The 21,259-nt window shown below is 45.4% G+C and carries 25 protein-coding genes; 17 read left to right on the top strand and 8 right to left on the bottom strand.

Translation table 11 applies throughout. The features are described 5' to 3' along the window. Positions 1–135 precede the first annotated feature (135 nt). The 3 genes from AC1HDP_RS15695 to degS all read left to right on the top strand — a co-directional run bounded on the left by AC1HDP_RS15695 (position 136) and on the right by degS (position 3,160). Positions 136–471 (top strand): ZapG family protein, encoded by a 336-nt coding sequence (locus AC1HDP_RS15695; RefSeq protein ID WP_479639463.1) that lies wholly within the window; start codon positions 136–138, stop codon positions 469–471. 154 nt (positions 472–625) lie between these two features. Continuing rightward, complete coding sequence (locus AC1HDP_RS15690; RefSeq protein ID WP_479639909.1) at positions 626–1,993, top strand: DegQ family serine endoprotease; 1,368 nt, start codon at positions 626–628, stop codon at positions 1,991–1,993. An 87-nt stretch (positions 1,994–2,080) separates the two neighbouring features. Next, positions 2,081–3,160 (top strand): outer membrane-stress sensor serine endopeptidase DegS, encoded by a 1,080-nt coding sequence (gene degS, locus AC1HDP_RS15685; protein WP_479639462.1) that lies wholly within the window; start codon positions 2,081–2,083, stop codon positions 3,158–3,160. 192 nt (positions 3,161–3,352) lie between these two features. Here the strand turns inward: degS and murA are convergent, their stop codons facing one another. Genes murA through AC1HDP_RS15650 form a run of 7 tightly spaced genes read right to left on the bottom strand, consistent with a single transcriptional unit; the run spans position 3,353 to position 7,969 of the window. Further along, positions 3,353–4,630: a UDP-N-acetylglucosamine 1-carboxyvinyltransferase gene (gene murA / locus AC1HDP_RS15680; protein WP_140930881.1), complete on the bottom strand. Its 1,278-nt coding sequence runs from the start codon at positions 4,628–4,630 to the stop codon at positions 3,353–3,355. A gap of 9 nt (positions 4,631–4,639) precedes the next feature. Then, the gene (locus tag AC1HDP_RS15675) at positions 4,640–4,897 is read right to left on the bottom strand and encodes a BolA family protein (protein WP_479639461.1); all 258 of its coding nucleotides are present in this window, start codon (positions 4,895–4,897) and stop codon (positions 4,640–4,642) included. Positions 4,898–4,933: 36 nt separating this feature from the next. Beyond that, complete coding sequence (locus tag AC1HDP_RS15670) at positions 4,934–5,230, bottom strand: STAS domain-containing protein (RefSeq protein ID WP_479639460.1); 297 nt, start codon at positions 5,228–5,230, stop codon at positions 4,934–4,936. Between the two features lie 3 nt (positions 5,231–5,233). Next, a complete protein-coding gene (locus AC1HDP_RS15665; protein WP_479639459.1) occupies positions 5,234–5,881 on the bottom strand; it encodes an MlaC/ttg2D family ABC transporter substrate-binding protein in 648 nt (215 codons plus the stop codon). Between the two features lie 13 nt (positions 5,882–5,894). After that, positions 5,895–6,362, bottom strand: a complete 468-nt coding sequence (gene mlaD, locus AC1HDP_RS15660) for an outer membrane lipid asymmetry maintenance protein MlaD (protein ID WP_479639458.1) — start codon at positions 6,360–6,362, stop codon at positions 5,895–5,897. 22 nt (positions 6,363–6,384) lie between these two features. Next, positions 6,385–7,170 (bottom strand): lipid asymmetry maintenance ABC transporter permease subunit MlaE, encoded by a 786-nt coding sequence (mlaE, locus tag AC1HDP_RS15655; RefSeq protein ID WP_479639457.1) that lies wholly within the window; start codon positions 7,168–7,170, stop codon positions 6,385–6,387. Further along, on the bottom strand, positions 7,157–7,969 hold the full coding sequence (locus AC1HDP_RS15650; RefSeq protein ID WP_140930869.1) for an ATP-binding cassette domain-containing protein: 813 nt from the start codon (positions 7,967–7,969) through the stop codon (positions 7,157–7,159). Before AC1HDP_RS15650 ends, mlaE begins: the two co-directional genes overlap by 14 nt. A 276-nt stretch (positions 7,970–8,245) precedes the next feature. On the opposite strand from AC1HDP_RS15650, the gene AC1HDP_RS15645 reads away from it, so the two are divergent. The 12 genes from AC1HDP_RS15645 (at position 8,246) to mgtE (ending at position 17,641) form a co-directional block, all read left to right on the top strand. Continuing rightward, positions 8,246–9,208 carry a calcium/sodium antiporter gene (locus AC1HDP_RS15645; protein ID WP_479639908.1) on the top strand — a complete coding sequence of 321 codons (963 nt, stop codon included), beginning with the start codon at positions 8,246–8,248 and terminating at the stop codon, positions 9,206–9,208. 35 nt (positions 9,209–9,243) lie between these two features. Beyond that, positions 9,244–10,221, top strand: a complete 978-nt coding sequence (locus AC1HDP_RS15640; RefSeq protein ID WP_479639456.1) for a KpsF/GutQ family sugar-phosphate isomerase — start codon at positions 9,244–9,246, stop codon at positions 10,219–10,221. Beyond that, positions 10,222–10,773: a 3-deoxy-manno-octulosonate-8-phosphatase KdsC gene (gene kdsC, locus AC1HDP_RS15635; RefSeq protein WP_479639907.1), complete on the top strand. Its 552-nt coding sequence runs from the start codon at positions 10,222–10,224 to the stop codon at positions 10,771–10,773. Then, the gene (gene lptC, locus AC1HDP_RS15630; RefSeq protein ID WP_479639455.1) at positions 10,770–11,330 is read left to right on the top strand and encodes an LPS export ABC transporter periplasmic protein LptC; all 561 of its coding nucleotides are present in this window, start codon (positions 10,770–10,772) and stop codon (positions 11,328–11,330) included. Before kdsC ends, lptC begins: the two co-directional genes overlap by 4 nt. Continuing rightward, positions 11,317–11,901 (top strand): lipopolysaccharide transport periplasmic protein LptA, encoded by a 585-nt coding sequence (gene lptA, locus AC1HDP_RS15625; protein ID WP_479639454.1) that lies wholly within the window; start codon positions 11,317–11,319, stop codon positions 11,899–11,901. The genes lptC and lptA overlap by 14 nt, the downstream gene beginning before the upstream one ends. Continuing rightward, positions 11,901–12,632 (top strand): LPS export ABC transporter ATP-binding protein, encoded by a 732-nt coding sequence (gene lptB, locus AC1HDP_RS15620; protein ID WP_140930859.1) that lies wholly within the window; start codon positions 11,901–11,903, stop codon positions 12,630–12,632. Before lptA ends, lptB begins: the two co-directional genes overlap by 1 nt. Before the next feature lie 105 nt (positions 12,633–12,737). Beyond that, on the top strand, positions 12,738–14,306 hold the full coding sequence (locus AC1HDP_RS15615) for an RNA polymerase factor sigma-54 (protein WP_479639453.1): 1,569 nt from the start codon (positions 12,738–12,740) through the stop codon (positions 14,304–14,306). 28 nt (positions 14,307–14,334) lie between these two features. Then, positions 14,335–14,622, top strand: coding sequence for a ribosome hibernation promoting factor (gene hpf / locus AC1HDP_RS15610; RefSeq protein WP_140930855.1), 288 nt, complete (start codon positions 14,335–14,337; stop codon positions 14,620–14,622). Between the two features lie 2 nt (positions 14,623–14,624). Beyond that, a complete protein-coding gene (gene ptsN, locus AC1HDP_RS15605) occupies positions 14,625–15,068 on the top strand; it encodes a PTS IIA-like nitrogen regulatory protein PtsN (RefSeq protein WP_140930853.1) in 444 nt (147 codons plus the stop codon). Next, positions 15,065–15,919, top strand: coding sequence for an RNase adapter RapZ (rapZ, locus tag AC1HDP_RS15600; protein ID WP_479639452.1), 855 nt, complete (start codon positions 15,065–15,067; stop codon positions 15,917–15,919). The genes ptsN and rapZ overlap by 4 nt, the downstream gene beginning before the upstream one ends. Then, positions 15,906–16,181, top strand: coding sequence for an HPr family phosphocarrier protein (locus AC1HDP_RS15595; protein ID WP_479639451.1), 276 nt, complete (start codon positions 15,906–15,908; stop codon positions 16,179–16,181). Before rapZ ends, AC1HDP_RS15595 begins: the two co-directional genes overlap by 14 nt. Positions 16,182–16,267: 86 nt before the next feature. After that, on the top strand, positions 16,268–17,641 hold the full coding sequence (gene mgtE / locus AC1HDP_RS15590; protein WP_479639450.1) for a magnesium transporter: 1,374 nt from the start codon (positions 16,268–16,270) through the stop codon (positions 17,639–17,641). A gap of 179 nt (positions 17,642–17,820) precedes the next feature. On the opposite strand, the gene AC1HDP_RS15585 is transcribed toward mgtE, so the two are convergent. Next, the gene (locus AC1HDP_RS15585) at positions 17,821–18,477 is read right to left on the bottom strand and encodes a YiaD family glycine zipper/OmpA-like lipoprotein (protein WP_140930845.1); all 657 of its coding nucleotides are present in this window, start codon (positions 18,475–18,477) and stop codon (positions 17,821–17,823) included. Between the two features lie 156 nt (positions 18,478–18,633). Here AC1HDP_RS15585 and AC1HDP_RS15580 point away from each other — a divergent pair, with 156 nt between their 5' ends. Both AC1HDP_RS15580 and AC1HDP_RS15575 read left to right on the top strand, forming a co-directional pair. Continuing rightward, entirely contained in the window at positions 18,634–19,773 is a 1,140-nt protein-coding gene (locus AC1HDP_RS15580) for an FIST signal transduction protein (RefSeq protein ID WP_479639449.1), read from the top strand. After that, on the top strand, positions 19,758–21,179 hold the full coding sequence (locus tag AC1HDP_RS15575) for a sensor domain-containing diguanylate cyclase (RefSeq protein ID WP_479639448.1): 1,422 nt from the start codon (positions 19,758–19,760) through the stop codon (positions 21,177–21,179). Before AC1HDP_RS15580 ends, AC1HDP_RS15575 begins: the two co-directional genes overlap by 16 nt. Positions 21,180–21,259: the final 80 nt, after the last annotated feature.

The following is a 21,259-nucleotide window of genomic DNA, read 5'->3' as shown; positions in this document are numbered from 1 at the left end:
GAGAATAACATGCTGAGAAACATTTGCAGAGTGCAAACACAGTCTGCCTATTCATGCTTTCTATAGCGCGCTTACACTGACAAGGGTTTTGCTTTCTGGCACAATCTGGGCTGGTTTAACAACTAAGGAATAATTATGGAATTTGCGCTGTTATTGGCGGCATTTGTTATGGGAATAGTTATCGGCGCCGTTGGCCGCCCATTACTTTTTAGAGCGACTCACACTCAAGATAATCAAAAGCAGTTAGAGCAAGTGACGCTCGAATTGACTCAGTATCGCCAAGAAGTGTCTGATCGTTTTGTGGAGCATTACCAGCAGTTAGCTAGCCTCACTGAACAAATCAATAAATTAAATGCTAATTGGAACTTAGCCGCCAATCAGTTAACTCTTGATGCTGACGATGAAATCAAACATCTGCCACAACTCGTCCCACATTCAGAGCGTGAACAGCCGCTGCCGGCGGTTTATTAAACTCATTTTTGCTGCCAAATGAACTTTTCAATAAGCTATTAATCTTATTTAATAACCATAACTTAGCTTAACTGTACTTCAGCAATCGTTAATTTTTAGCGCAAGTTCAGTCATGGTCAGATGCATTTGTCGCAACTATGGAGTTTATATATTGATGAAGAAAACCTCATCCTTACTCACTGCTACGCTAACAGCCACCCTCTTATCATCAAGCTTGGCTTTAGTGGCCGCGCCGGTTAGTGCGGCTCTTCCCGTAGTCGTTGAGGGTCAAGCCCTACCAAGCTTAGCGCCTATGTTAGAGCGCACTACGCCGGCTGTGGTATCAGTGGCAGTGTCTGGCACACAAGTATCCACCCAACAAGTTCCTGAAGTCTTTCGCTATTTCTTTGGCCCTAACGCGCCGCAGCAACAAGTGCGGGAACGACCATTTCGTGGTCTTGGCTCTGGCGTCATTATCGATGCCGACAAAGGCTACATAGTCACCAATAACCACGTCATCAATGGCGCCAATAACATCATGATAGGTTTGCATGATGGCCGCGAAGTGGAAGCTAAACTTGTGGGCACAGATGCCGACTCTGACATAGCGTTACTGCAAATTGATGCCGAGGATTTAGTGGCCATTAAAGTCAGTGATTCTAATCAACTGCGAGTTGGCGATTTTGCTGTCGCTATTGGTAATCCCTTTGGTTTAGGTCAAACCGTCACTTCAGGCATTATTAGTGCTTTAGGTCGCAGTGGCTTAGGCATTGAGATGCTTGAGAACTTTATTCAAACCGATGCAGCCATCAACTCAGGTAACTCAGGCGGCGCCCTCGTTAACCTAAATGGTGAACTATTAGGGATTAACACTGCCATTGTTGCCCCCAATGGCGGTAACGTTGGCATTGGCTTTGCCATCCCAGCCAATATGGCCTTAAGCCTTGTTGGCCAGATTATTGATCATGGCGAAGTGCGGCGCGGCATTTTAGGGATTTCAGGGCGCGATCTTGATAATCAACTCGCAAAAGCCTTAGGAGTATCGACTCAGCACGGCGCTTTTGTCATCGAAGTCTTGCCTAATAGCGCCGCTGCCGATGCGGGCATTAAAGCCGGTGACATTATTACCAGCATAGATGGCAGAAAAATTAAAAGCTTCCACGCACTTAGAGCGCAAGTCGCGACCTTAGGTGCGGGTTCTAGCATCAATTTAGGTATCAATCGTGACGGCAACACTAAGACGTTTAACCTCACCTTGGGTGAAGCCAAAGCTGCCAATCAAGCCGCGGTTGAGCAAATGCATCCACTCTTTGTTGGCGCAAAGCTTGAAGATACTAAGCAAGGGGTGAAAGTGCTAGATGTAACTCAAGGCTCGCCTGCTGCCATGAGCGGGCTAATCTCCGGTGATATGATTACCGCAGTAAACCGCACAGCCATCACTAACCTCAAGCAACTAAAGCAAGCCTTAAGCGATAAACAAGGGACCACGGCCCTTAGAATTATACGCGATGGCAATGCCTTATATCTAGTTCTCAGAGGCTAAGCAAAATCAGCGGACGCGTATGCGTCCGCTGACGCAAGCAACAATTTCATGATAGGCTAGCGCCACTTATTGAAATTGATAACGACCATGAATTTTAAGAACCTTTTCCTATATCTGAGTAAAGCCGTCTTACTCGGCCTGTTTATGGCTGGCGTGATCTTATTGGTCAATCAGTTATTACCTAAGCAAGCATCACTCAATAACCTCTTTCAAACCCGCGCCAATGGCACGGTCGAATTATCCTTCGCTAATGCGGTGCGCCGCGCAGCGCCTGCTGTGGTTAACATTTATAGCCTCAGCATAGATCAGCGCCAGCCTTTAGGTAACAGTGCCCTGCAAGGCCTGGGCTCTGGCGTTATCATGAGTGGCGAAGGTTATATCCTTACTAACTTTCATGTGATCAAACAAGCCGATCAAATAGTGGTCGCCTTGCAAGATGGCCGTAAATTTACCGCGGAAGTGGTGGGCTCAGATCCTGAAACCGATTTATCGGTAATTAAGATTGAAGGCGATAACTTACCTATTATTCCTTTAAGTCTATCAACCCCTGCAGAAGTGGGTGATGTGGTATTAGCCATTGGTAACCCCTACAACTTAGGTCAAACCATTACTCAAGGTATTATCAGCGCCACTGGTCGCAACGGTCTTTCAAGCGGCTATTTAGATTTCTTACAAACTGATGCAGCCATTAATGCTGGTAATTCTGGCGGCGCCTTAATTGATACTAACGGCTCGTTAATCGGCATTAATACCGCCGCCTTTAAGATAGGGGATGACAACGGCGGCCATGGCATTAACTTCGCCATTCCGATTAAATTGGCTCACAGCATCATGGCTAAACTCATTAAAGATGGCCAAGTGATCCGCGGCGCACTCGGGATTTCTGGTGAACCCGTAGTGCCTGTGATGGCGCAAATCCTGAATCTTCCCAATCTTAATGGTGTAGTCGTTACAGGTATTGACCCTAACGGTTCGGCGGCAAAAGCTAAATTAAAAGTGCGCGATGTCATCACTCAATATCAGCATGAAGATGTGCCAGGGGTTGAAATGCTGATGGATAGAATTGCTGAAACCCAGCCAGGTAGCAAAATCACCATGACGCTGATTCGTGATGGCAAGGCGATGGAATTACCCGTCATCATTGGTGAGAAAAGTAATAAACGCTAAGTAATCAGCGCTAACAGCTAAAAGCAGCGCGGGTTGGCAACAACTAAGCTAACCCGCACTAAGCTAACGCGTAAGCGCCAGACTAAACCTTGCCCTTATTAACCTTACCTTAAACGCCTAAGCGTTAGCCCCTAAACGTTAGCCATAAAAAAACTCGGCAAGCCGAGTTTTTTATGAGTGTTACAAGCGTTATTAGCTCTCTTTCACAAACTCTTTTACGCGAACCACATGCCCGCCTAAGCCTTCAAACTTCTGTTCGATATGCTCATAACCACGGTCAAGGTGGTAAATTCTATCTACTACTGTGTCGCCATCAGCCATTAAGCCTGCTATCACTAAGCTTGCTGATGCGCGTAAATCGGTCGCCATCACTTGCGCGCCGCTTAAACGCTCAACGCCATGGATAATACAAGTGTGACCTTCTAATTCCATGTCAGCGCCCATACGCAGTAGCTCAGGGACGTGCATAAAGCGGTTTTCAAAAATGGTCTCAACGATAGTGCCAGAACCAGTCGCCAGGGCATTCAATACACAAAATTGCGCTTGCATATCGGTTGGGAAACCTGGATATGGCACAGTCTTGATGTTGACCGCTTTTGGACGTTGACCTTGCATATCAAGCTCAATCCAATCAGCGCCAGTCGTGATAGTTGCGCCCGCATCTTCAAGCTTAGCAAGAACCGCTTCTAAAGATTTTGGCTTAGCATTTTCACAGCGAATATGACCGCGAGTCACAGCAGCAGCGACCAAGAAAGTACCAGTCTCGATGCGATCTGGCATTACGCGGTAATGACAACCATTTAATTTTTCAACGCCTTGAATGCGAATGGTATCAGTACCTGCGCCTTCAATGTTGGCACCCATGGCTATCAAGCAATTGGCTAAATCTGTAACTTCAGGTTCACGCGCCGCGTTCTCAATAATGGTTTCGCCATCAGCTAATGCCGCAGCCATCAGTAAGTTTTCAGTGGCGCCAACGCTTATCATATCCATCACGATATGAGCGCCTTTCAGGCGGCCATCAACACGCGCCTTGATATAACCTTCTTTCACTTCGATGTGAGCGCCCATTTGCTCTAAACCATGCAAGTGCAGGTTCACTGGGCGGGCACCGATAGCACAGCCACCAGGCAAAGACACATCCGCAGTACCAAAACGAGCCAGCAAAGGGCCTAAAATTAAAATCGAGGCTCTCATGGTTTTAACTAAATCATAAGGTGCACAGAAATTATCGAGCTTGTCGGTACGGATTTTAATGAGACCATCAGCAGTCACATCAACTTCAGCGCCTAAACAGCGCAGCAGTTTGCAACTGGTAGTTACATCGCGCAGCTGTGGCACATTACTTAACACAAATTCAGACTCAGCCAATACGCCTGCCATTAAGATTGGCAAGGCAGCATTTTTTGCACCCGAAATTACGACGCTACCACTGAGCGCGCCATTGGCTTGAATTGTTAATTTATCCACACTTACTCTCTACACTGGCGAGTTAAATATTTTTTCGCGTTTCCACTGGGTCGGCGTAAAAGTTTTAATAGTTAATGCATGTAATTGACCACTGGTGATGCTTTCCATCAATGGACCATAAATACTTTGCTGTTGCTTAATGCGGCTCAAACCTTCAAAGCATTCGCCTACGGCTATCACTTTAAAATGACTACCATCAGTGCTGACATGCACTTCTTCAAGCTGAAGTTGTGATAACAACAGCTGTTCGATTTCGTTGCAATCCATTTGATTACCCTTAACTGGCTCGCGGCAAACTCAAGATTATTGCGAGGGAAATTGTGAATCTAAATCATACAGACCGAGGAGTTTACTCAGTTGTGGCGAAGGTGCAACCAAAGTCAGCTGACTTTGGTGCACTAATCCTAGCTGCCATAGCTCGATTAAAAAGGCGATGCCAGCGCTATCACTATACTCAAGCTCAGATAAATTAAGCTTAAGTGTTTGCTTGCTAACTAAGTCATGGCGCTTAGGCCATAACTCAATGACATCTTTTTCCGTGAGACGACCGCGAATGAAACACTCGCTATCTTTAGCATCAAAACTCACAGCAAGACTCATGGCTTAATTCCCTTTGGCATTTGACTTAGGCGTAATAGGTTTGGCCGCCAAAGTTCCTAACTGAGTAATCACAGCATCTATGCCTTCACGGCTAATGATACCTGCTACCTCAGATTCTTTAGAGGCCAATAAGCTCACGCCTTCGGCCACCATGTCGATGGCTTTCCACTCATTGTTCTTAAGGCGGCGCATTTTAAAAGCCACGGTAATATTGGGTCTGCCGGGCGCTAAAATAACCACGTCCACTGAGACGATTTTCTCTTTGCTGAAGTCTTTAACTGGGCTAAACGCAATTTCCTGATTGGTGTATTCAGTGAAAGCCTGCGCGTAGGTGGCAATCAAATACTGCTTAAAAGCATCAGCAAAGGCATCTCTTTGCTCAGGCGTCGTTTGCTGTAAATACTTACCTAATACTTTATAGGCTGCGTATTTGGCATCCACATACGGCATAAGTTCATCGGTGACTATCACCTTTAAATATTCAGGATCTGCCGCAATTTTGGCTTGTTCTTGCTTAAAGCGGTCAAAAGTTTGATTCGCCACTACTTCAATCAAGAGGTAGGGGTTTTGATTATCAACGGGCGCCGCTTTTGCGCTTAATGACACCAACATAAAAAACATCGCAGCAATTGATGGCAACAATTTAGACATAGCTTAGCTCCCCTTATTTATCTGATTTACTGTAAAGAAATTGACCAATCAAATCTTCAAGCACTAATGCACCGCGGGTATCATCAATACGATCGCCGTTTGCCAACATGCTCACGTCACTATCAACAAACCCTGGCGTCAAGCCGAGGAACTGCTCTCCGAGTAAGCCTGAGGTTAAAATCGCGACGCTGCTAGTGTCTGGAAATTGATTATATTTATTATCAATTTTAATCGTCACTATCGGCTCAAGACGTTCAGTATCTAAGGTAATGGCTGTCACTCGCCCCACCACAACGCCGCCAACTTTTACGGGTGAGCGCACTTTTAAGCCACCTATGTTGGTAAATCTGGCCTCCAAGCTATAGCTATTTTCCCCATTGTTTAAATCGACATTAGCCACTTTAAACACCAACACCAATAATGCTGCCAGTCCTGCTAATAAAAACAGTCCCACTAGAATTTCAATCTTTCGAGTTAACATTGGTCATTTCCCATTGTGACTATTAACGTGCAAACATCATTGCTGTTAGTAAAAAATCTAACGCTAAAACCGCTAAGCTGGATTGCACCACAGTTTTAGTGGTCGCTTGGCTAATGCCTTCTGGATTAGGCTTAACATGGTAACCACGGTACAGGGCTATCCAAGTCACGACCACGGCAAACACTACGCTTTTGATGATGCAATTGACTATGTCTTGGCGCCATTCAACCGATGCCTGCAAAATAGACCAAAACGCACCTTCATCAATGCCTTTCCACTCCACCCCGACTAAATGGCCACCAAAAATACCCACGGCCGTAAACATTAATGCCAGTAATGGCATGCTAATGACCCCAGCCCAAAATCTTGGTGCTATCACTTGCCTCAGTGGATCAACAGCCATCATTTCTAAACTTGATAGCTGCTCAGTACTTTTCATCAAACCGATTTCAGCGGTTAATGCTGAGCCTGCGCGCCCCGCAAACAGCAAAGCGGTGACGACTGGCCCAAGTTCTCGCAACAAACTTAACGCCACCATAGGGCCTAAGCTTTCTTCGGTACCGAAATCTGCCAGCACGGTATAACCTTGCAGCGCTAATACCATGCCGATAAACAGGCCTGACACTAAGACAATCAGCATAGATTGCACGCCAACTACATAGATTTGCTTAATCAGTAGTGGCAAGCCTTTTTTTACTCGCGGCCAATGGGCAATGGCGCCCCACAGCATCAAGCCAGCCCGGCCAAAGCCTGCCACCTGATTGATGCCATAGCGCCCAAGTGTCGCAATTGAATCAAGCACGGCCATTGGTTAACTCCTGAATATAATCCTTGGCAGGAAAATGAAATGGCACTGGGCCGTCGGGCTTGCCACATAAAAACTGCTGCAATTTAGCATCCGTTGATACTCTAAGCTCTTGCGGCGTGCCTTGCGCAATAATGGTTTTATCCGCGATGACATAAACATAATCGGCAATCGACATCACTTCATCGACATCGTGACTCACCACCACCGAGGTTAGATTAAGGGCGCTGGATAAATCACCGATTAATTTAACCACTACTCCCATAGAAATCGGGTCTTGGCCAGCAAAAGGCTCATCATAGAGCACCATTTCTGGTTCCATGGCGATGGCTCTCGCTAAGGCGGCGCGTCTTTGCATACCGCCGGATAGTTCATTGGGGAATAATTGCGCCGCGCCGCGCAAACCAACCGCTTCAAGCTTCATTAATACTATGCGCTCGATAATGGTGCTTGGCAGACCCGAATGCTCGCGTAAGCCAAACGCCACGTTATCAAACACATTGATATCGGTAAATAAAGCGCCACTTTGAAAGAGCATGCTCATGCGCCGACGCAGCTGATATAAGTCATCTCGCGATAATTGATGAACATTGTGGCCATCAAATAAGACTTCACCGCTGTCTGGCGTTAATTGACCAGCAATGAGTTTTAATAAGGTAGTTTTCCCTATACCACTCGGCCCCATGATCGCTGTGACCTTGCCTCTGGGAATAGTTAAATTTAAATCTTTGAAAATAGGACGATTACCACGACTGAAATTCAGGCGTTTCACTTCCACTAAGGCTGTTGATAGCTCAGGCATTTTGCATCCTATCGTAAATCAAAATCCATGGTTCTTAGAGGGCTATCAATTAACGCCGCTCACGTCTATGCCAATGAAAGGGCTGACTGGATGACACACAGTGCCTCAGGTCAAAGGTCGAGATTTTGCCTCAAGAGCCACAGAAACAGAAGGCAAATTGTACGTAAATGACAGCTTAAGCACAACCAAGTCACGACTCTGTTACCTCAGCACTTTTAATTTGACTCAAATCCAGCGAAAATGCGCACCATAATCCCAATACTCATTATTTTAAGAATGCTGTTTAATCTTTTGCTCTTGGCCGCTGGACTCGCGTTATTAGTATGGAGCGCGGACAAGTTTGTTTATGGCGCTGCCGCCTTTGCCCGTAATTTAGGCCTGCCACCTATGCTCATTGGTCTCACCATTGTCGCCATGGGCAGTTCGGCGCCAGAAATGTTTGTATCGGTCACTGCTTCACTCAATGGTATGAGCAATACCGCCATAGGTAATGTGCTTGGCTCTAACATCGCCAACATCACCCTGATTTTAGGGATTACCGCGCTGCTTGGGGCGATTGCTGTTAGCAGCCAAACCATGAAACGCGAAATTCCTATGATGCTAGCCGCCACAGTGCTGGCCGGCTATTTACTGTATGATGGTGAATTATCACGCTTAGATGGCGCGATTTTACTTGGACTCTTTGTGGTTCTAATGGGCTATTTGATTTGGCAAGGCATTAAAAGCCGCCCAAGTGATGCCTCAGATGAAGATGACAATGATGATATTCCTACAGGGGTATCAACCAAGATGGCAGTATTTTGGATAATCCTTGGCATCATACTGTTACCTCTGTCAGCAGACTGGATGGTCGATGGCGCCGTAGGTATAGCTCAAGCTTTTGGTATGTCTGATTTAGTGATTGGACTGACCATTATCGCGGTCGGTACTAGCCTGCCAGAACTGGCGGCCTGTGTTGCAGGTGTATTAAAGAAAGAAGATGACTTAGCCATAGGCAATATCGTCGGTTCAAATTTATTCAACATTTTAGCCGTATTGGCCATTCCAGGCTTATTGGCCCCAGGCAGCGTTGATGCCATGGCCAGTAGCCGTGATATTTACATGGTACTCGCCAGCAGCAGCGCCTTAGCCATCTTGGTATTACTGAGCGGTAAACGCCAGCAACTATTGCCATGGCACGGCGCGCTGTTATTAGCCTCATTCATTGGCTACCAAGCTTTGGTATTATGGTCTAATTAATTTCCCGCTTAGGGCAAGGACTCAGAGAAACCGTTATGACAGAAGAACATCAATGGCGCCAGTGGGGCCGCAAGGTCGTAGATATTGAAAAATCTGCACTAGACAATCTTTATCAATATGTTGACTCACCTGAATTTGCCGCAGCTTGCACTATGCTGCTCAACTGCAAAGGTAAAGTCATAGTCATGGGCATGGGTAAGTCTGGGCATATTGGTAATAAAATTGCCTCGACCTTAGCCAGCACCGGCACTGCTGCCTTTTTTGTTCATCCTGGCGAAGCCAGTCATGGCGACTTAGGCATGATAGCCGAGCAAGATGTGATTATTGCGATTTCAAATTCAGGCGAAGCTTCTGAAATCTTGACATTAATGCCGGTTATCAAGCGCTTTGGCATAGAAGTTATTACTATTACCGGTAAACCTGAATCCACTATGGCCAAGCTTAGCAATGTCCATTTATGTATTCAGGTGCCTGAAGAAGCTTGTCCATTAGGACTAGCACCGACTTCAAGCACTACCGCTACCTTAGTCATGGGAGATGCCTTGGCCGTTGCCTTACTGCAAGCTAAGCGCTTTACCCGCGATGATTTTGCGCTGTCGCATCCTGGTGGCAGCTTAGGGCGCAAGTTACTACTCAAAGTAGCTGACATTATGCACTCTGGTGATGAGTTACCACTGGTATCGCCAAGCGCCAAGATCACCGAAAGCTTGTATGAGATCAGCAACAAAGGCCTTGGCATGACAGCTGTGGTAGATGACAATCATAAGTTATTAGGCATTTTTACTGACGGTGACTTACGCCGGATCATAGATGCCAACATAGATTTACGTCATACTGAGATTGGTCAAGTGATGACGAAAAATTGCGTTACCGTCGCCGCGGATATTTTAGCGGCCGGCGCATTAAAAATTATGGATACCCGCAATATCAATGGCTTGATAGTCGTTGATGAACAGCAGCACGCCATTGGGGCGTTAAACATGCTCGATTTGGTAAAAGCTGGAGTAATTTAACTGATGCAAGAAACATTTTATGGCCCAGTCGCCCAAGCGATTTGGGATAAAGCCAGTGCGGTCAAATTACTCATTTGTGATGTCGATGGTGTATTTTCTGATGGTCGTATTTATCTTGGCAATCAAGGCGAAGAGTTAAAAGCCTTTCATACTCGCGATGGCTTTGGCATCAAATCGCTATTTTCTGTTGGCATTCAAGTCGCTATCATTACCGGCAGAAAATCCAACTTAGTCGCACAGCGCATGTCAGCCCTAGGGGTTGAGCATATTTATCAAGGCGTTGATGATAAACAGCAACCCTTTACTGAACTCTTAGCTAAGTTAGCCTTAGATCCAAGCCAAGTGGCTTATATTGGCGATGATGTGGTTGATTTACCTGTGATGCAGCACGTAGGTTTGTCGGTATGTGTTGCCGATGGCCATCCATTTGTTAAGCAGCAAGCCGATTGGGTGACCCACATTAATGGTGGCCATGGCGCAGTGCGAGAACTCACAGATTTATTGTTACTCAGCCAAAATAAATTTCATTTATCCCATGGGATGAGCGTATGAATCGGGTCACTCTGGCCATAGTCTTATTCTTTAGCGCGGCGTTAATCCTGTATTGGCAAGTTCAAGTAAAAAAATCGGCTCAAGAATTACATACATCGCAAACGCAAGAGCAACCCGATTTTGTGGCCGACAATCTTAAAAGTGTCGAATTTAACCCAGATGGTACTGTGAGCAGTCGCGTAAGCGCGCTGCATATGGAACACTTTAATCAGACTCAGACTACGTTTTTTACTGAGCCTGTGTATCAGTTGTACCCAGAAAATAGTGATGACCAATGGCAATTGCATGCCAAACAGGGCAGCTTAGATAAGCTTACGGGTAAAGTAATATTAGAGAATGATGTTATTATTGAAGCTCTTGCTCCTAATGAACCCATTCAAACGCTGACAACCAGCTATTTGGAGCTAAACCTGAATACTATGATTATGACCTCAGATAGGGACATAAATATTCAAGGCACAGGTTTCACTGTAAAAGGCAAAGGCCTCTACGCTGACTTAAATACCCAAACTATTGAGCTTAAAAGCCAGATAGAAGGAACATATGAACCTAAGTAAATCAATCGCTACCCTTATCTTTTGCGGTTTAAGTTTTAGCGCTACGGCTATCAATGATTCACTCAATCAAGAAGTGAAAATTGATGCCGCGCGTCAGTTTGCCGACATCAAGAATAAGCAAGTCATCTATTATGGCCCAGTGGTAGTGACTCAAGGCAGCATTAAGATCCATGCCAAAGAATTAAACGCCAGCAGTAATCCAGATGGCATGACAGTATTAGTGGCGCACGGCACGCCAGCCACTTACTCGCAAATTCTTGAAAATAACCTGCGCGCGACCGCTAGCGCCAATGAAATTCAATACAACATGAGTAAGCGCATTATGACCTTAATTGGCAATGCTACCATTGAGCAAGCAGGCAGTAAGGTTAGTGCCGAAAAAATCGTTTATAACATTGAAAAACAACAATTAATGGCTGAAGGTGATAAGCAAAAAGACGAGCGAGTCATTACTATCATCAAACCAGAAAGCTTTAGAGATGACTTGCCAAGCAAAGACGATGGCAAGTTTAAACTACTAAAAACTAGCCAGTCGGTCGACTCAAAGAATAACGAGGGGCAATCTCAATAATGACAAGCTTGACTCTTAGGGCTGAGCATCTCGCCAAAAGTTATAAAAGCCGACAGGTAGTTAAAGATGTGAGCTTAACCGTCAAAACCGGCCAAATTGTCGGCTTATTAGGCCCTAACGGTGCTGGCAAAACCACCACCTTTTATATGGTGGTCGGGCTGGTAAAAAGTGATAAAGGCCATATTTTCATTAATGATGAAGATTTGACGCAAGACCCTATGCATTTACGAGCACGTAAAGGCATAGGTTACTTGCCGCAAGAAGCCAGCATTTTTAGAAAACTAACCGTCTATCAAAATATTATGGCGGTGCTGCAAACCCGTAAAGAGCTCAATAGCGATGAGCGTGAAGCGCAGCTAGAGCATTTACTGGAAGAGTTTCATATTACCCATATTCGCGATTCGCAAGGTATGTCGTTATCGGGTGGTGAACGGCGTCGGGTTGAAATTGCTAGAGCATTAGCCGCCAATCCTAAGTTTATTCTGCTCGATGAGCCATTTGCAGGGGTTGATCCCATTTCAGTGATCGACATTAAAAAGATCATTGAACAACTCAAAAGCCGCGGGCTTGGGGTGTTAATCACTGACCATAACGTCCGTGAAACCTTAGACGTCTGTGAGCATGCCTATATTGTTAGTCATGGTGAATTGATTGCAGAAGGTACCCCCGCTGAAATATTAGATAACCAGCAAGTGCGCGCAGTGTACTTAGGTGAACAATTCAGGCTATAGTTAACTTTAACAAGGCGATCAGTAAGGTCGTCTTTTACTTTGTGATATACGCTTATTATTCAGTGTTTTCCATCACAACTCTCATAAGTAGGGATAGCGGTAATTATGAAAGCGTCACTCCAGCTTAGACTGGGTCAGCAACTTACCATGACTCCGCAATTGCAGCAGGCCATTCGTCTGCTGCAATTATCATCCATGGAACTCCAGCAGGAAATTCAGCAAGCGCTGGAGTCTAATCCGCTATTAGAATTGGATGAAGAGCAATATGATCCCATCCAAGCCGCGACGGAAGGCAACGAGTTTGATGTCACTCACGTTAAGAGTCAGGACAAAGAACTAGAAACCAATGACAACAATACAGCAGACAGCAGCGACATGAGTTATGAAGCTGATGCCGTTGAAGCTGACTCCTATGAAGTCGATATGGAGCGCGATAGCTCAAGTGTCGATACTAGTGATGCCCTCACCCAAGAAACTATGCCAGAAGAGCTGCCTTTTGATAGCAGTTGGGATGAAGTGTTTACCGCAACTAGTAACACAGGCTCTGGTAATCTGCGCGATGATGACATGCCGTTTCAAGGTGAAACCTGCGAAGGCTTGTATGAGCATTTAGAATGGCAAAAGAATCTGACTCCGTTTAGCGATACCGATCGCGCCATTGCAACCACTATTATTGAAGCGATTGATGAACGCGGTTATCTCACCTTATCGACTGCTGAAATTCTGGATGCCATTAGTGATGATGACGATATAGAGCTTGATGAAGTGGAAGCGGTTCTTAAACGGATTCAGCATTTTGATCCCATAGGTGTCGGCGCCCGAGATTTGCGCGAATGTTTACTTATTCAGCTGTCGCATTTTAATGAAAACACACCATATTTAGCGGAAGCTAGACTGCTGATTGATGAACATTTGGATGTCTTAGCCGCCAAAGATTTTCGTTTATTAATGCGAAAAACTCGGCTCAAAGAAGATGATGTCAAATATGCGCTGCAACTGATCCAGACCTTAAATCCGCGCCCCGGCTCGTTAATTACGCCAAATAGCGATGAGTACGTGATCCCTGATGTATCGGTCAGCAAAAAAAATGGTCGTTGGGTTGTAGAGCTCAATCCCGATAATATGCCTAAACTGAATGTGAACCAGCATTATGCCGCCATGGCTCGCAGCAGTCGCAATCAAGCCGATAGTCAGTTTATTCGCGGCCACTTGCAAGAAGCCAAATGGTTTATTAAAAGTTTAGAGAGTCGCAATGATACGCTTCTAAAGGTGGCGACTTGCATAGTTGAGTTCCAGCAAGGTTTCTTTGAGTTTGGTGAAGAAGCGATGAAACCTATGGTTCTTAATGATATAGCTGAAGCCGTTGAAATGCATGAATCGACGATTTCACGGGTAACGACTCAAAAATATATGCATACCCCTAAGGGAATTTTTGAATTAAAGTACTTTTTCTCTAGCCATGTAGGCACGGATGACGGCGGAGAATGCTCCTCTACAGCAATTAGAGCCTTTATCAAGAAGCTAGTCGCTGCAGAAAACCAAAAGAAACCACTGAGTGACAGTAAAATGGCTCAGCTTTTGGCAGAACAGGGAATTAACGTTGCACGGCGCACCATAGCCAAATATCGAGAAGCTATGTTGATCCCACCGTCCAATCAGCGTAAAAGTTTATAACCCACCATCTCACTGGAGGCAGGCATCTATGCAAATTAATCTGACAGGGCACCACGTAGAAGTAACCGATTCGTTACGCGAGTATGTTGAAAACAAGTTCACAAAGCTTGAACGTCATTTTGAACAGATCAATAATGTGCATGTTGTTTTAAATGTTGAAAAAAATCAGCAGATTGCTGAAGCCAAGCTACTAGTGAGTGGTGGTGAAATATTCGCTACCTCCGAACATCAAGATATGTACGCCGCGATTGACGCCCTGATAGATAAGTTGGACCGTCAAGTCATTAAACACAAAGAGAAATTAATAAAACATTAACGATGGAACTCAGTACCATCCTGCGACCAGAGTGCACTACCTGTGCCACTCCGGGCAGTAAGAAAAAGGGGCTTGAGCTTGTCAGTGATCTAGTGGCAGCTCAATACCCCAACCTATCTTCCCAAGAAATTTTTGAGAGCCTATTAGCTCGCGAGAAGAAAGGTAGCACAGGCATAGGCAATGGCATTGCTATCCCTCATGGTCGCCTTGATGCAATCAGCGAGCCCATAGGAGTGCTTATTAAATGCTTAACTCCTATATCGTTTGATGCCATCGACAAGCAACCAGTAGATATCATATTTGCTTTATTAGTGCCGAGCGATGAATGTCAGCAGCACTTGACGACCTTAGCGGCAATAGCCGAAAAACTGAGTGATAAGCAAGTTCTCAAGCAAATTCGTAAGACCGAAGATGAAACTCAACTCTATCAGGTGATCACAGCATGAAACTGGTTATAGTCTCTGGCCGCAGTGGCTCAGGGAAATCCGTCGCCCTGCGAGTATTAGAAGATCTTGGTTATTATTGTGTCGATAATTTACCTTTATCCCTAATCGGTAGTTTGCTGAGCGAATTGCAAGTAAGTAACGATAAAATCGCCATCAGTGTCGATGTACGTAATTTACCTGAACAAGAAAAACTGCTTGAGCAAGAGCTGCGTAAACTGCCTAATAGTACTGTTATTAAAAGCATGTTTTTAAACTCTAGCGATCAAGTACTTCTTAAGCGCTACAGTGAAACCCGCCGCCTGCATCCTTTATCTAAATCCCAAAGTTCACTCGGTGATGCGATTAAACGTGAAGGCGAATTGCTCGCTCCTCTGTCCAAAATAATGGACCATTTCATCGATACCTCGAACTTAACCATTTATGAGTTAAGCGATAAGGTGCGGGAAATTTTGCTCGGCCGCGTTGAAAAAGAGCTAGTCATCACCTTTGAATCCTTCGGTTTTAAGCATGGCATGCCAACCGAAGCCGATTTTATGTTTGACGTGCGTTTTTTGCCAAACCCCCATTGGGAGCAAGAACTTAGACCGCTTACCGGGCTTGATGCGCCAGTGCAAGAGTTCTTAGGCCGCCAAGTGCAAGTCAATAAGTTCATCTGGCAAATTGAAAGCTTACTGGGTACTTGGTTGCCACAATTAGAACGCAATAACAGAAGTTACCTAACTATTGCGATTGGTTGTACCGGTGGTCAGCACAGATCGGTTTATGTTGCCGATCAACTCGCAAAACGTTTTGCTAACGGTAAGCACACAGTGCAATCGCGCCATCGAGAGCTTAATAATGCCAGTGCTTGAGCGCCAAGTAACTCTATGTAATAAGCTTGGATTACATGCCCGCCCAGCCACTAAACTTGCGTTATTGGCCAGTGAATATCAGGCTAATATCACCTTAATTCAAGGTGATAAACAAGCCTCGGCCGCAAGTGTCTTGGGGTTATTAATGCTGGGCTCAGGCCCTGGAAAAACCATACTTATCCGCGCCGAAGGCGAAGAAGCACAAGCGGCCATGGATGCAATTTGCAATCTAATCAACGCCCGATTTGATGAGAATGAGTAAACCCGGCGCTAAAAGCCGCTGAATTGGGCGTGTTCATTTAGCTAGGCTAAGAGTATGATATGCGCCTGCCAAAAAGGGAGGGATGCATGCCAGTCGAAGCACTCAATAATGATCATACTCAGTTACTCCTAGATCAACTGTCACACGCCCTTGGTAGTGGGACGTTTGTCCATGTACGCGATATGCTCAGCAACATGGCCGCTCAAGACATAGCGCATATTATGGAGTCATCGACTCCTCAAACTAGGCGAGTGCTATGGCAGCTTATCGATCATGATCAAGCCGGTGAAATTCTTGAAGAACTTCCTGAAGATTTAAAAGATCATCTAATTAAACAAATGTCCCCAGAAGGCGTTGCTAAGGCAACCGCTGGCATGGACACAGACGATCTCGCCTATATTTTACGCAGCTTACCCGATGCCTTGTACCAAAAAGTACTGCTGTCTATGAGCACCCAAGATAGGGCTAGGGTTGAACAAGCCCTGTCTTATCCTGAAGATACTGCTGGTAGTATCATGAATACCGATACTGTGACTTTAAGACCGGATGTCACTATTGATGTGATTCTGCGTTATCTGCGCCTACGCGGCCGCCTGCCAGATGCGACCGATACTTTATATGTGGTAGATAAGCGCGACCGTTTACTCGGTGGCATTCGTATCACCGACTTACTAGTGTCAAACCCTACCACTTCAGTGCGCGATATAATGATCCCTGATATGGAAGGCATTCCTGTCACTATGTCAGATACTGAGATTTCGCAGTTATTTGAACGCCATGATTGGTTATCTGCGCCAGTGATTGATGCTGAAGGTCATCTATTAGGCCGGATCACCATCGATGATGTGGTCGATATTATTCGTGAAGATGCCGAGCACTCCATGATGGGTATGGCCGGTATGGACGATGATGAAGATACCTTTGGCCCTGTGCTCAAAAGTACTTTAAAGCGTTCTTTGTGGCTGACCATGAACCTGTTTGCGGCCTTACTTGCCGCCTCTGTCAGTAACATGTTTGAAGGCACCATTGAAAAATTTGCCACAATCGCGGTATTAATGACAATTGTCCCAAGCATGGGCGGCGTGGCGGGTAATCAAACCTTAGCCTTAGTTATCCGCGGTATTGCCCTTGGGCAAGTGGGTCAAAGTAACTCACGTTGGTTAATAGGCAAGGAACTTGCCATTGGTTTCCTCAATGGTGTCTTATGGGCTTGCTTAGTCTTTGTCGCCGTGTGGATGTGGAAGGGCGATATGGCCCTTGGCATGCTAATAGGCGGCGCTATGCTTATCAATATGACAGTTGCAGGCCTTGCCGGCGCGGCCATTCCTTTAATGTTGAAACGCTTAAACATTGATCCCGCATTAGCTGGCGGCATGGTGCTCACCACAGTTACTGATGTAATAGGTTTATTTGCCTTCTTAGGACTGGCGACTCTGTTTTTGATGAATCACAGCATCTAGACAAATAGCCTCTAAACCGTCATTTCAACATCAGCCGCTGCCAAAAGCGCTGCGACTAAATAAACAAGGACCCGTCGGGTCCTTGTTTATTTTACTAACTTATTGAGCTTAGCTAGCTCATGCACTCAGATCATTCATGCACTTAGATTATTCATGCAATGAATGGCCGAATAAGTTAATTACTTAATTGGCGTCAGCACAATTTCAACCCGGCGGTTTTGCGCTTGACCAGCCTTAGTGCTATTGCTCGCAATCGGGTTAGCTTCACCCATGCCTGAAGCGCCGAGACGCTGGGGCTTAATGCCTTGCTGCATCAAATAATTACTCACCTCAGATGCGCGCACCTGCGATAAACGCAAATTGTAACTATCTGAACCTGTGCTATCGGTATAACCCAACACATTTAAGCGAGTTTTTGGATATTCGTTGGCAACTAATGCCACTGAATTTAACACGCCCATAGCCGCAGGATTGAGGTTAGTTTGATCCACCCCAAAGGTCACTTCATTAGGCATATTCAAAATGATGTTATCACCATCACGAGTCACGCTCACGCCTGTGGCCTGTAATTGCTGACGCAATTTGGTTTCCTGCACGTCCATATAATAACCAATGCCGCCGCCCAAAGCCGCGCCTGAGGCTGCGCCAATTAACGCGCCTTTACCGCGATCATTTTTACTTGATGAAGCCACACCAATAGCAACACCCGCAAGCGCGCCAATAATAGCGCCATTGGTTGCTTTCGCAGATTGCTGTTCATTCGTATACGGATTGACAGTACTGCAACCACTCATAGCAACACAAAACAGCGGAGCTATTATCCAATTTTTATTCATTCATTTATTTCCTACAGCTAAAAAATGGTCACCATAATAACTGGCCAAAACATAATCGCAAGCATCCCTTGATTAACTGCCCACCACACTACAAATATTGACTACACTTAATTCAATTGATTTATGGACTTAATTAGTTTCGTCAAGGATGCGGCTATGCAAACCCAACAGTTACGCTTTAGCAATGGCTACTGGGATCAAGCCATCAGCTTAGATACCTCAAAGCCGCAGCAGATATTAGTACTCTTATTTGGCAATCTACCCCTATATCAAGAAGCCATAACTAGCCTGCAACAACAACTTCCCCTAGCCTTCTATATTGGCGCGACCACCGCTGGTGAAATCAGCCAAGACCAAGTGATAGATAATGGCTTAGTGGCAACCCTCATTGCTTTTAGTAACACCAGTATCCGTATGACGACCCAGCAAGTGGATATGCCGCAAGAGTCGTATGAGACAGGTAAACGGCTGGCTCACGAACTGCTTGGGGACGACCTAAAACTGGTCATGGTATTAAGTGATGGCCTTAATGTGTTTGGCAGCGACTTAACTCAAGGCTTAGTCGATAACTTACCCAAAGAAGTGGCTATTACCGGCGGTTTAGCGGGGGATAATTTCCTGTTCCGCCAAACCCATACCTTGGCGCAAGACCACATTAGTAGCAAACAAGTCGTGGCCATTGGTCTTTATGGCCGTGCCTTGAAAGTAAGCCATGGCTCTCGCGGCGGTTGGCTGCCATTTGGCCCAGATAGACTCATTACGGCATCCGATGGCCATGAGCTATTAGAGCTTGACCATCAACCCGCGTTAACGGTTTATAAAGAATATCTGGGTGATAAAGTTGAAGGCCTGCCTGCCAGCGGCCTGCGTTATCCGCTTGAAATATCACAAGTGGGACACGGCACTAAATTAGTGCGCACTATGGTGGCCGTGAATGAAGAACATCAAAGCATCACCTTTGCCGGCGGCATTCCAGTAGGGGCGACCGCCCGCCTGATGCGCGCCAATGTTGAATCCATCATTAATGGCGCAGCCAGTGCTATTGAGGCGTGCTTAGAGTCCCATGACAATCCACAGCTTGCCATTCTCATCAGCTGCGTTGGTCGCAAACAATTACTCAAGCAAATGAGTGATGAAGAGCTTGATATAGTTAAAGAAAGGCTCAATCATGACACTCAAGTGTGCGGTTTTTACTCTTACGGGGAAATAGCGCCCTTTGATAACAAACATCAAGCAGAATTACATAACCAAACTATGACTATCACCTGTATTTCTGAACTATGCACAGATTACTAAAACGTCAGCTCCATAAATTATATCCAGATGGTCTACCAGACGATCCTAAGCTTGCCAGCTTAGTTGAGCTGGTAGAGCAAGCTTATGAAGATTTTACGGAAGATTTACTGATCACCGAGCGCTCATTAGATCTCAGCTCCAATGAGCTTAATACTAAGAATCAAAACCTTAATTCTTTACTGAATGCCATGCCTGATACTTATGTGTGGCTTGATAGCAAAGATAGAGTATTAGAGCTCAGAGTCGGGCAATCGCTGCAAGGCGTGTTTAGCTTACATGAGAAAAATCAAAGCTTAGCTAACACCATAGTCACTGACGATATTAGTAGCTTGCTGCAACATTTAGCCGGGGTGCGCGATAAAAACCAACCCAACATCTATGAATTTAGCTTACATACTCACGGTGATGATATTCACCTTGAAGCGCGATTTGCGCATTTAAGCCAAGGGCAAGTACTGATTATTTTTAGAGATATCACCATTAGAAAACAGCTAGATAACTACCTTGCCAATGCACTTGAAGAGTCCAAACGTACCTTGCAGCAACTGCAAGACGTGATTAACTCAGCGCCCATAGGCTTTGCGATTACCACCTTAGATAATCAAGTGCTTATGCTTAATGACTATGCGCTCGAGAAATTTAAATTAGGTAAAAATAAGCCGCTGCCGCAAGACTTCTCCCAATTAATTACCAGCAATTATCAAGAGCATTATCATCAATGCTTACGCACCTTTCAAAACAATGACGGCCAGCCCTCAAGTATTAACCGCATTGATATCGAGATGGGCTCAACCACAGCGCGCCGTTTTCTCGCTGAAATTGCCTTTTGCAATTTAGTGATTGAAGGCAAGGCCATTATTATTCAAACCTTCCTCGATATTTCTGAGCGCAAACACCTTGAACAACAGCTGCGCTGCCTAGCGCACACCGATTCGCTCACTGGCTGCTTTAATCGTGGTCATTTTACGGTAGCGGCAAGCCATAGCTTGGCCCAGTGTCAAGCCAAAACACAAACCTTTAGCCTGTTAGCCTTAGATTTAGATAAGTTTAAGCAGATTAATGATACTTATGGCCATGCGGGCGGTGATGCTGTACTCAAAGCCTTTTGCAAAATTACTGCGCAGCAACTGCGAGAGCACGACATATTTGGCCGCTTTGGCGGCGAGGAATTTATTATTGCGCTGGCCAATACCAACCATCAACAAGCGCATTTAATTGCCGAGCGCATTCGCCAGCAATTTAATGAGCTCGTTATACAACACGAACAATATCAAATACAAGCCAGTGTCAGCATAGGATTAATCAGTAGCGAGGGCGATGATGTTCACTTAGAAGCGCTTATCAAAAAAGCCGATGAATATCTGTATCTCGCCAAAAATATTGGCAGAAATCGCGTCTATGGCTAATAACACCTAGACGCAAACACAATTCACTCACCAATTACCAACAAAAACAAAACAAGCAACTGATTATAAACAATAAATCA

Source organism: Shewanella sp. ISS20 (assembly GCF_056522965.1).
This window is presented reverse-complemented; position numbering and strand designations above follow the sequence as displayed.

Coding starts and splice junctions, on each gene's coding strand:
- AC1HDP_RS15695 (WP_479639463.1), top strand. CDS start 136: ATGGAATTTGCGCTGTTATTGGCGGCATTTGTTATGGGAATAGTTATC.
- AC1HDP_RS15690 (WP_479639909.1), top strand. CDS start 626: ATGAAGAAAACCTCATCCTTACTCACTGCTACGCTAACAGCCACCCTC.
- degS (WP_479639462.1), top strand. CDS start 2,081: ATGAATTTTAAGAACCTTTTCCTATATCTGAGTAAAGCCGTCTTACTC.
- AC1HDP_RS15675 (WP_479639461.1), bottom strand. CDS start 4,897: ATGGATTGCAACGAAATCGAACAGCTGTTGTTATCACAACTTCAGCTT.
- AC1HDP_RS15670 (WP_479639460.1), bottom strand. CDS start 5,230: ATGAGTCTTGCTGTGAGTTTTGATGCTAAAGATAGCGAGTGTTTCATT.
- AC1HDP_RS15665 (WP_479639459.1), bottom strand. CDS start 5,881: ATGTCTAAATTGTTGCCATCAATTGCTGCGATGTTTTTTATGTTGGTG.
- mlaD (WP_479639458.1), bottom strand. CDS start 6,362: ATGTTAACTCGAAAGATTGAAATTCTAGTGGGACTGTTTTTATTAGCA.
- mlaE (WP_479639457.1), bottom strand. CDS start 7,170: ATGGCCGTGCTTGATTCAATTGCGACACTTGGGCGCTATGGCATCAAT.
- AC1HDP_RS15650 (WP_140930869.1), bottom strand. CDS start 7,969: ATGCCTGAGCTATCAACAGCCTTAGTGGAAGTGAAACGCCTGAATTTC.
- AC1HDP_RS15645 (WP_479639908.1), top strand. CDS start 8,246: ATGCTGTTTAATCTTTTGCTCTTGGCCGCTGGACTCGCGTTATTAGTA.
- AC1HDP_RS15640 (WP_479639456.1), top strand. CDS start 9,244: ATGACAGAAGAACATCAATGGCGCCAGTGGGGCCGCAAGGTCGTAGAT.
- lptC (WP_479639455.1), top strand. CDS start 10,770: ATGAATCGGGTCACTCTGGCCATAGTCTTATTCTTTAGCGCGGCGTTA.
- lptA (WP_479639454.1), top strand. CDS start 11,317: ATGAACCTAAGTAAATCAATCGCTACCCTTATCTTTTGCGGTTTAAGT.
- lptB (WP_140930859.1), top strand. CDS start 11,901: ATGACAAGCTTGACTCTTAGGGCTGAGCATCTCGCCAAAAGTTATAAA.
- AC1HDP_RS15615 (WP_479639453.1), top strand. CDS start 12,738: ATGAAAGCGTCACTCCAGCTTAGACTGGGTCAGCAACTTACCATGACT.
- hpf (WP_140930855.1), top strand. CDS start 14,335: ATGCAAATTAATCTGACAGGGCACCACGTAGAAGTAACCGATTCGTTA.
- ptsN (WP_140930853.1), top strand. CDS start 14,625: ATGGAACTCAGTACCATCCTGCGACCAGAGTGCACTACCTGTGCCACT.
- rapZ (WP_479639452.1), top strand. CDS start 15,065: ATGAAACTGGTTATAGTCTCTGGCCGCAGTGGCTCAGGGAAATCCGTC.
- AC1HDP_RS15595 (WP_479639451.1), top strand. CDS start 15,906: ATGCCAGTGCTTGAGCGCCAAGTAACTCTATGTAATAAGCTTGGATTA.
- mgtE (WP_479639450.1), top strand. CDS start 16,268: ATGCCAGTCGAAGCACTCAATAATGATCATACTCAGTTACTCCTAGAT.
- AC1HDP_RS15585 (WP_140930845.1), bottom strand. CDS start 18,477: ATGAATAAAAATTGGATAATAGCTCCGCTGTTTTGTGTTGCTATGAGT.
- AC1HDP_RS15580 (WP_479639449.1), top strand. CDS start 18,634: ATGCAAACCCAACAGTTACGCTTTAGCAATGGCTACTGGGATCAAGCC.
- AC1HDP_RS15575 (WP_479639448.1), top strand. CDS start 19,758: ATGCACAGATTACTAAAACGTCAGCTCCATAAATTATATCCAGATGGT.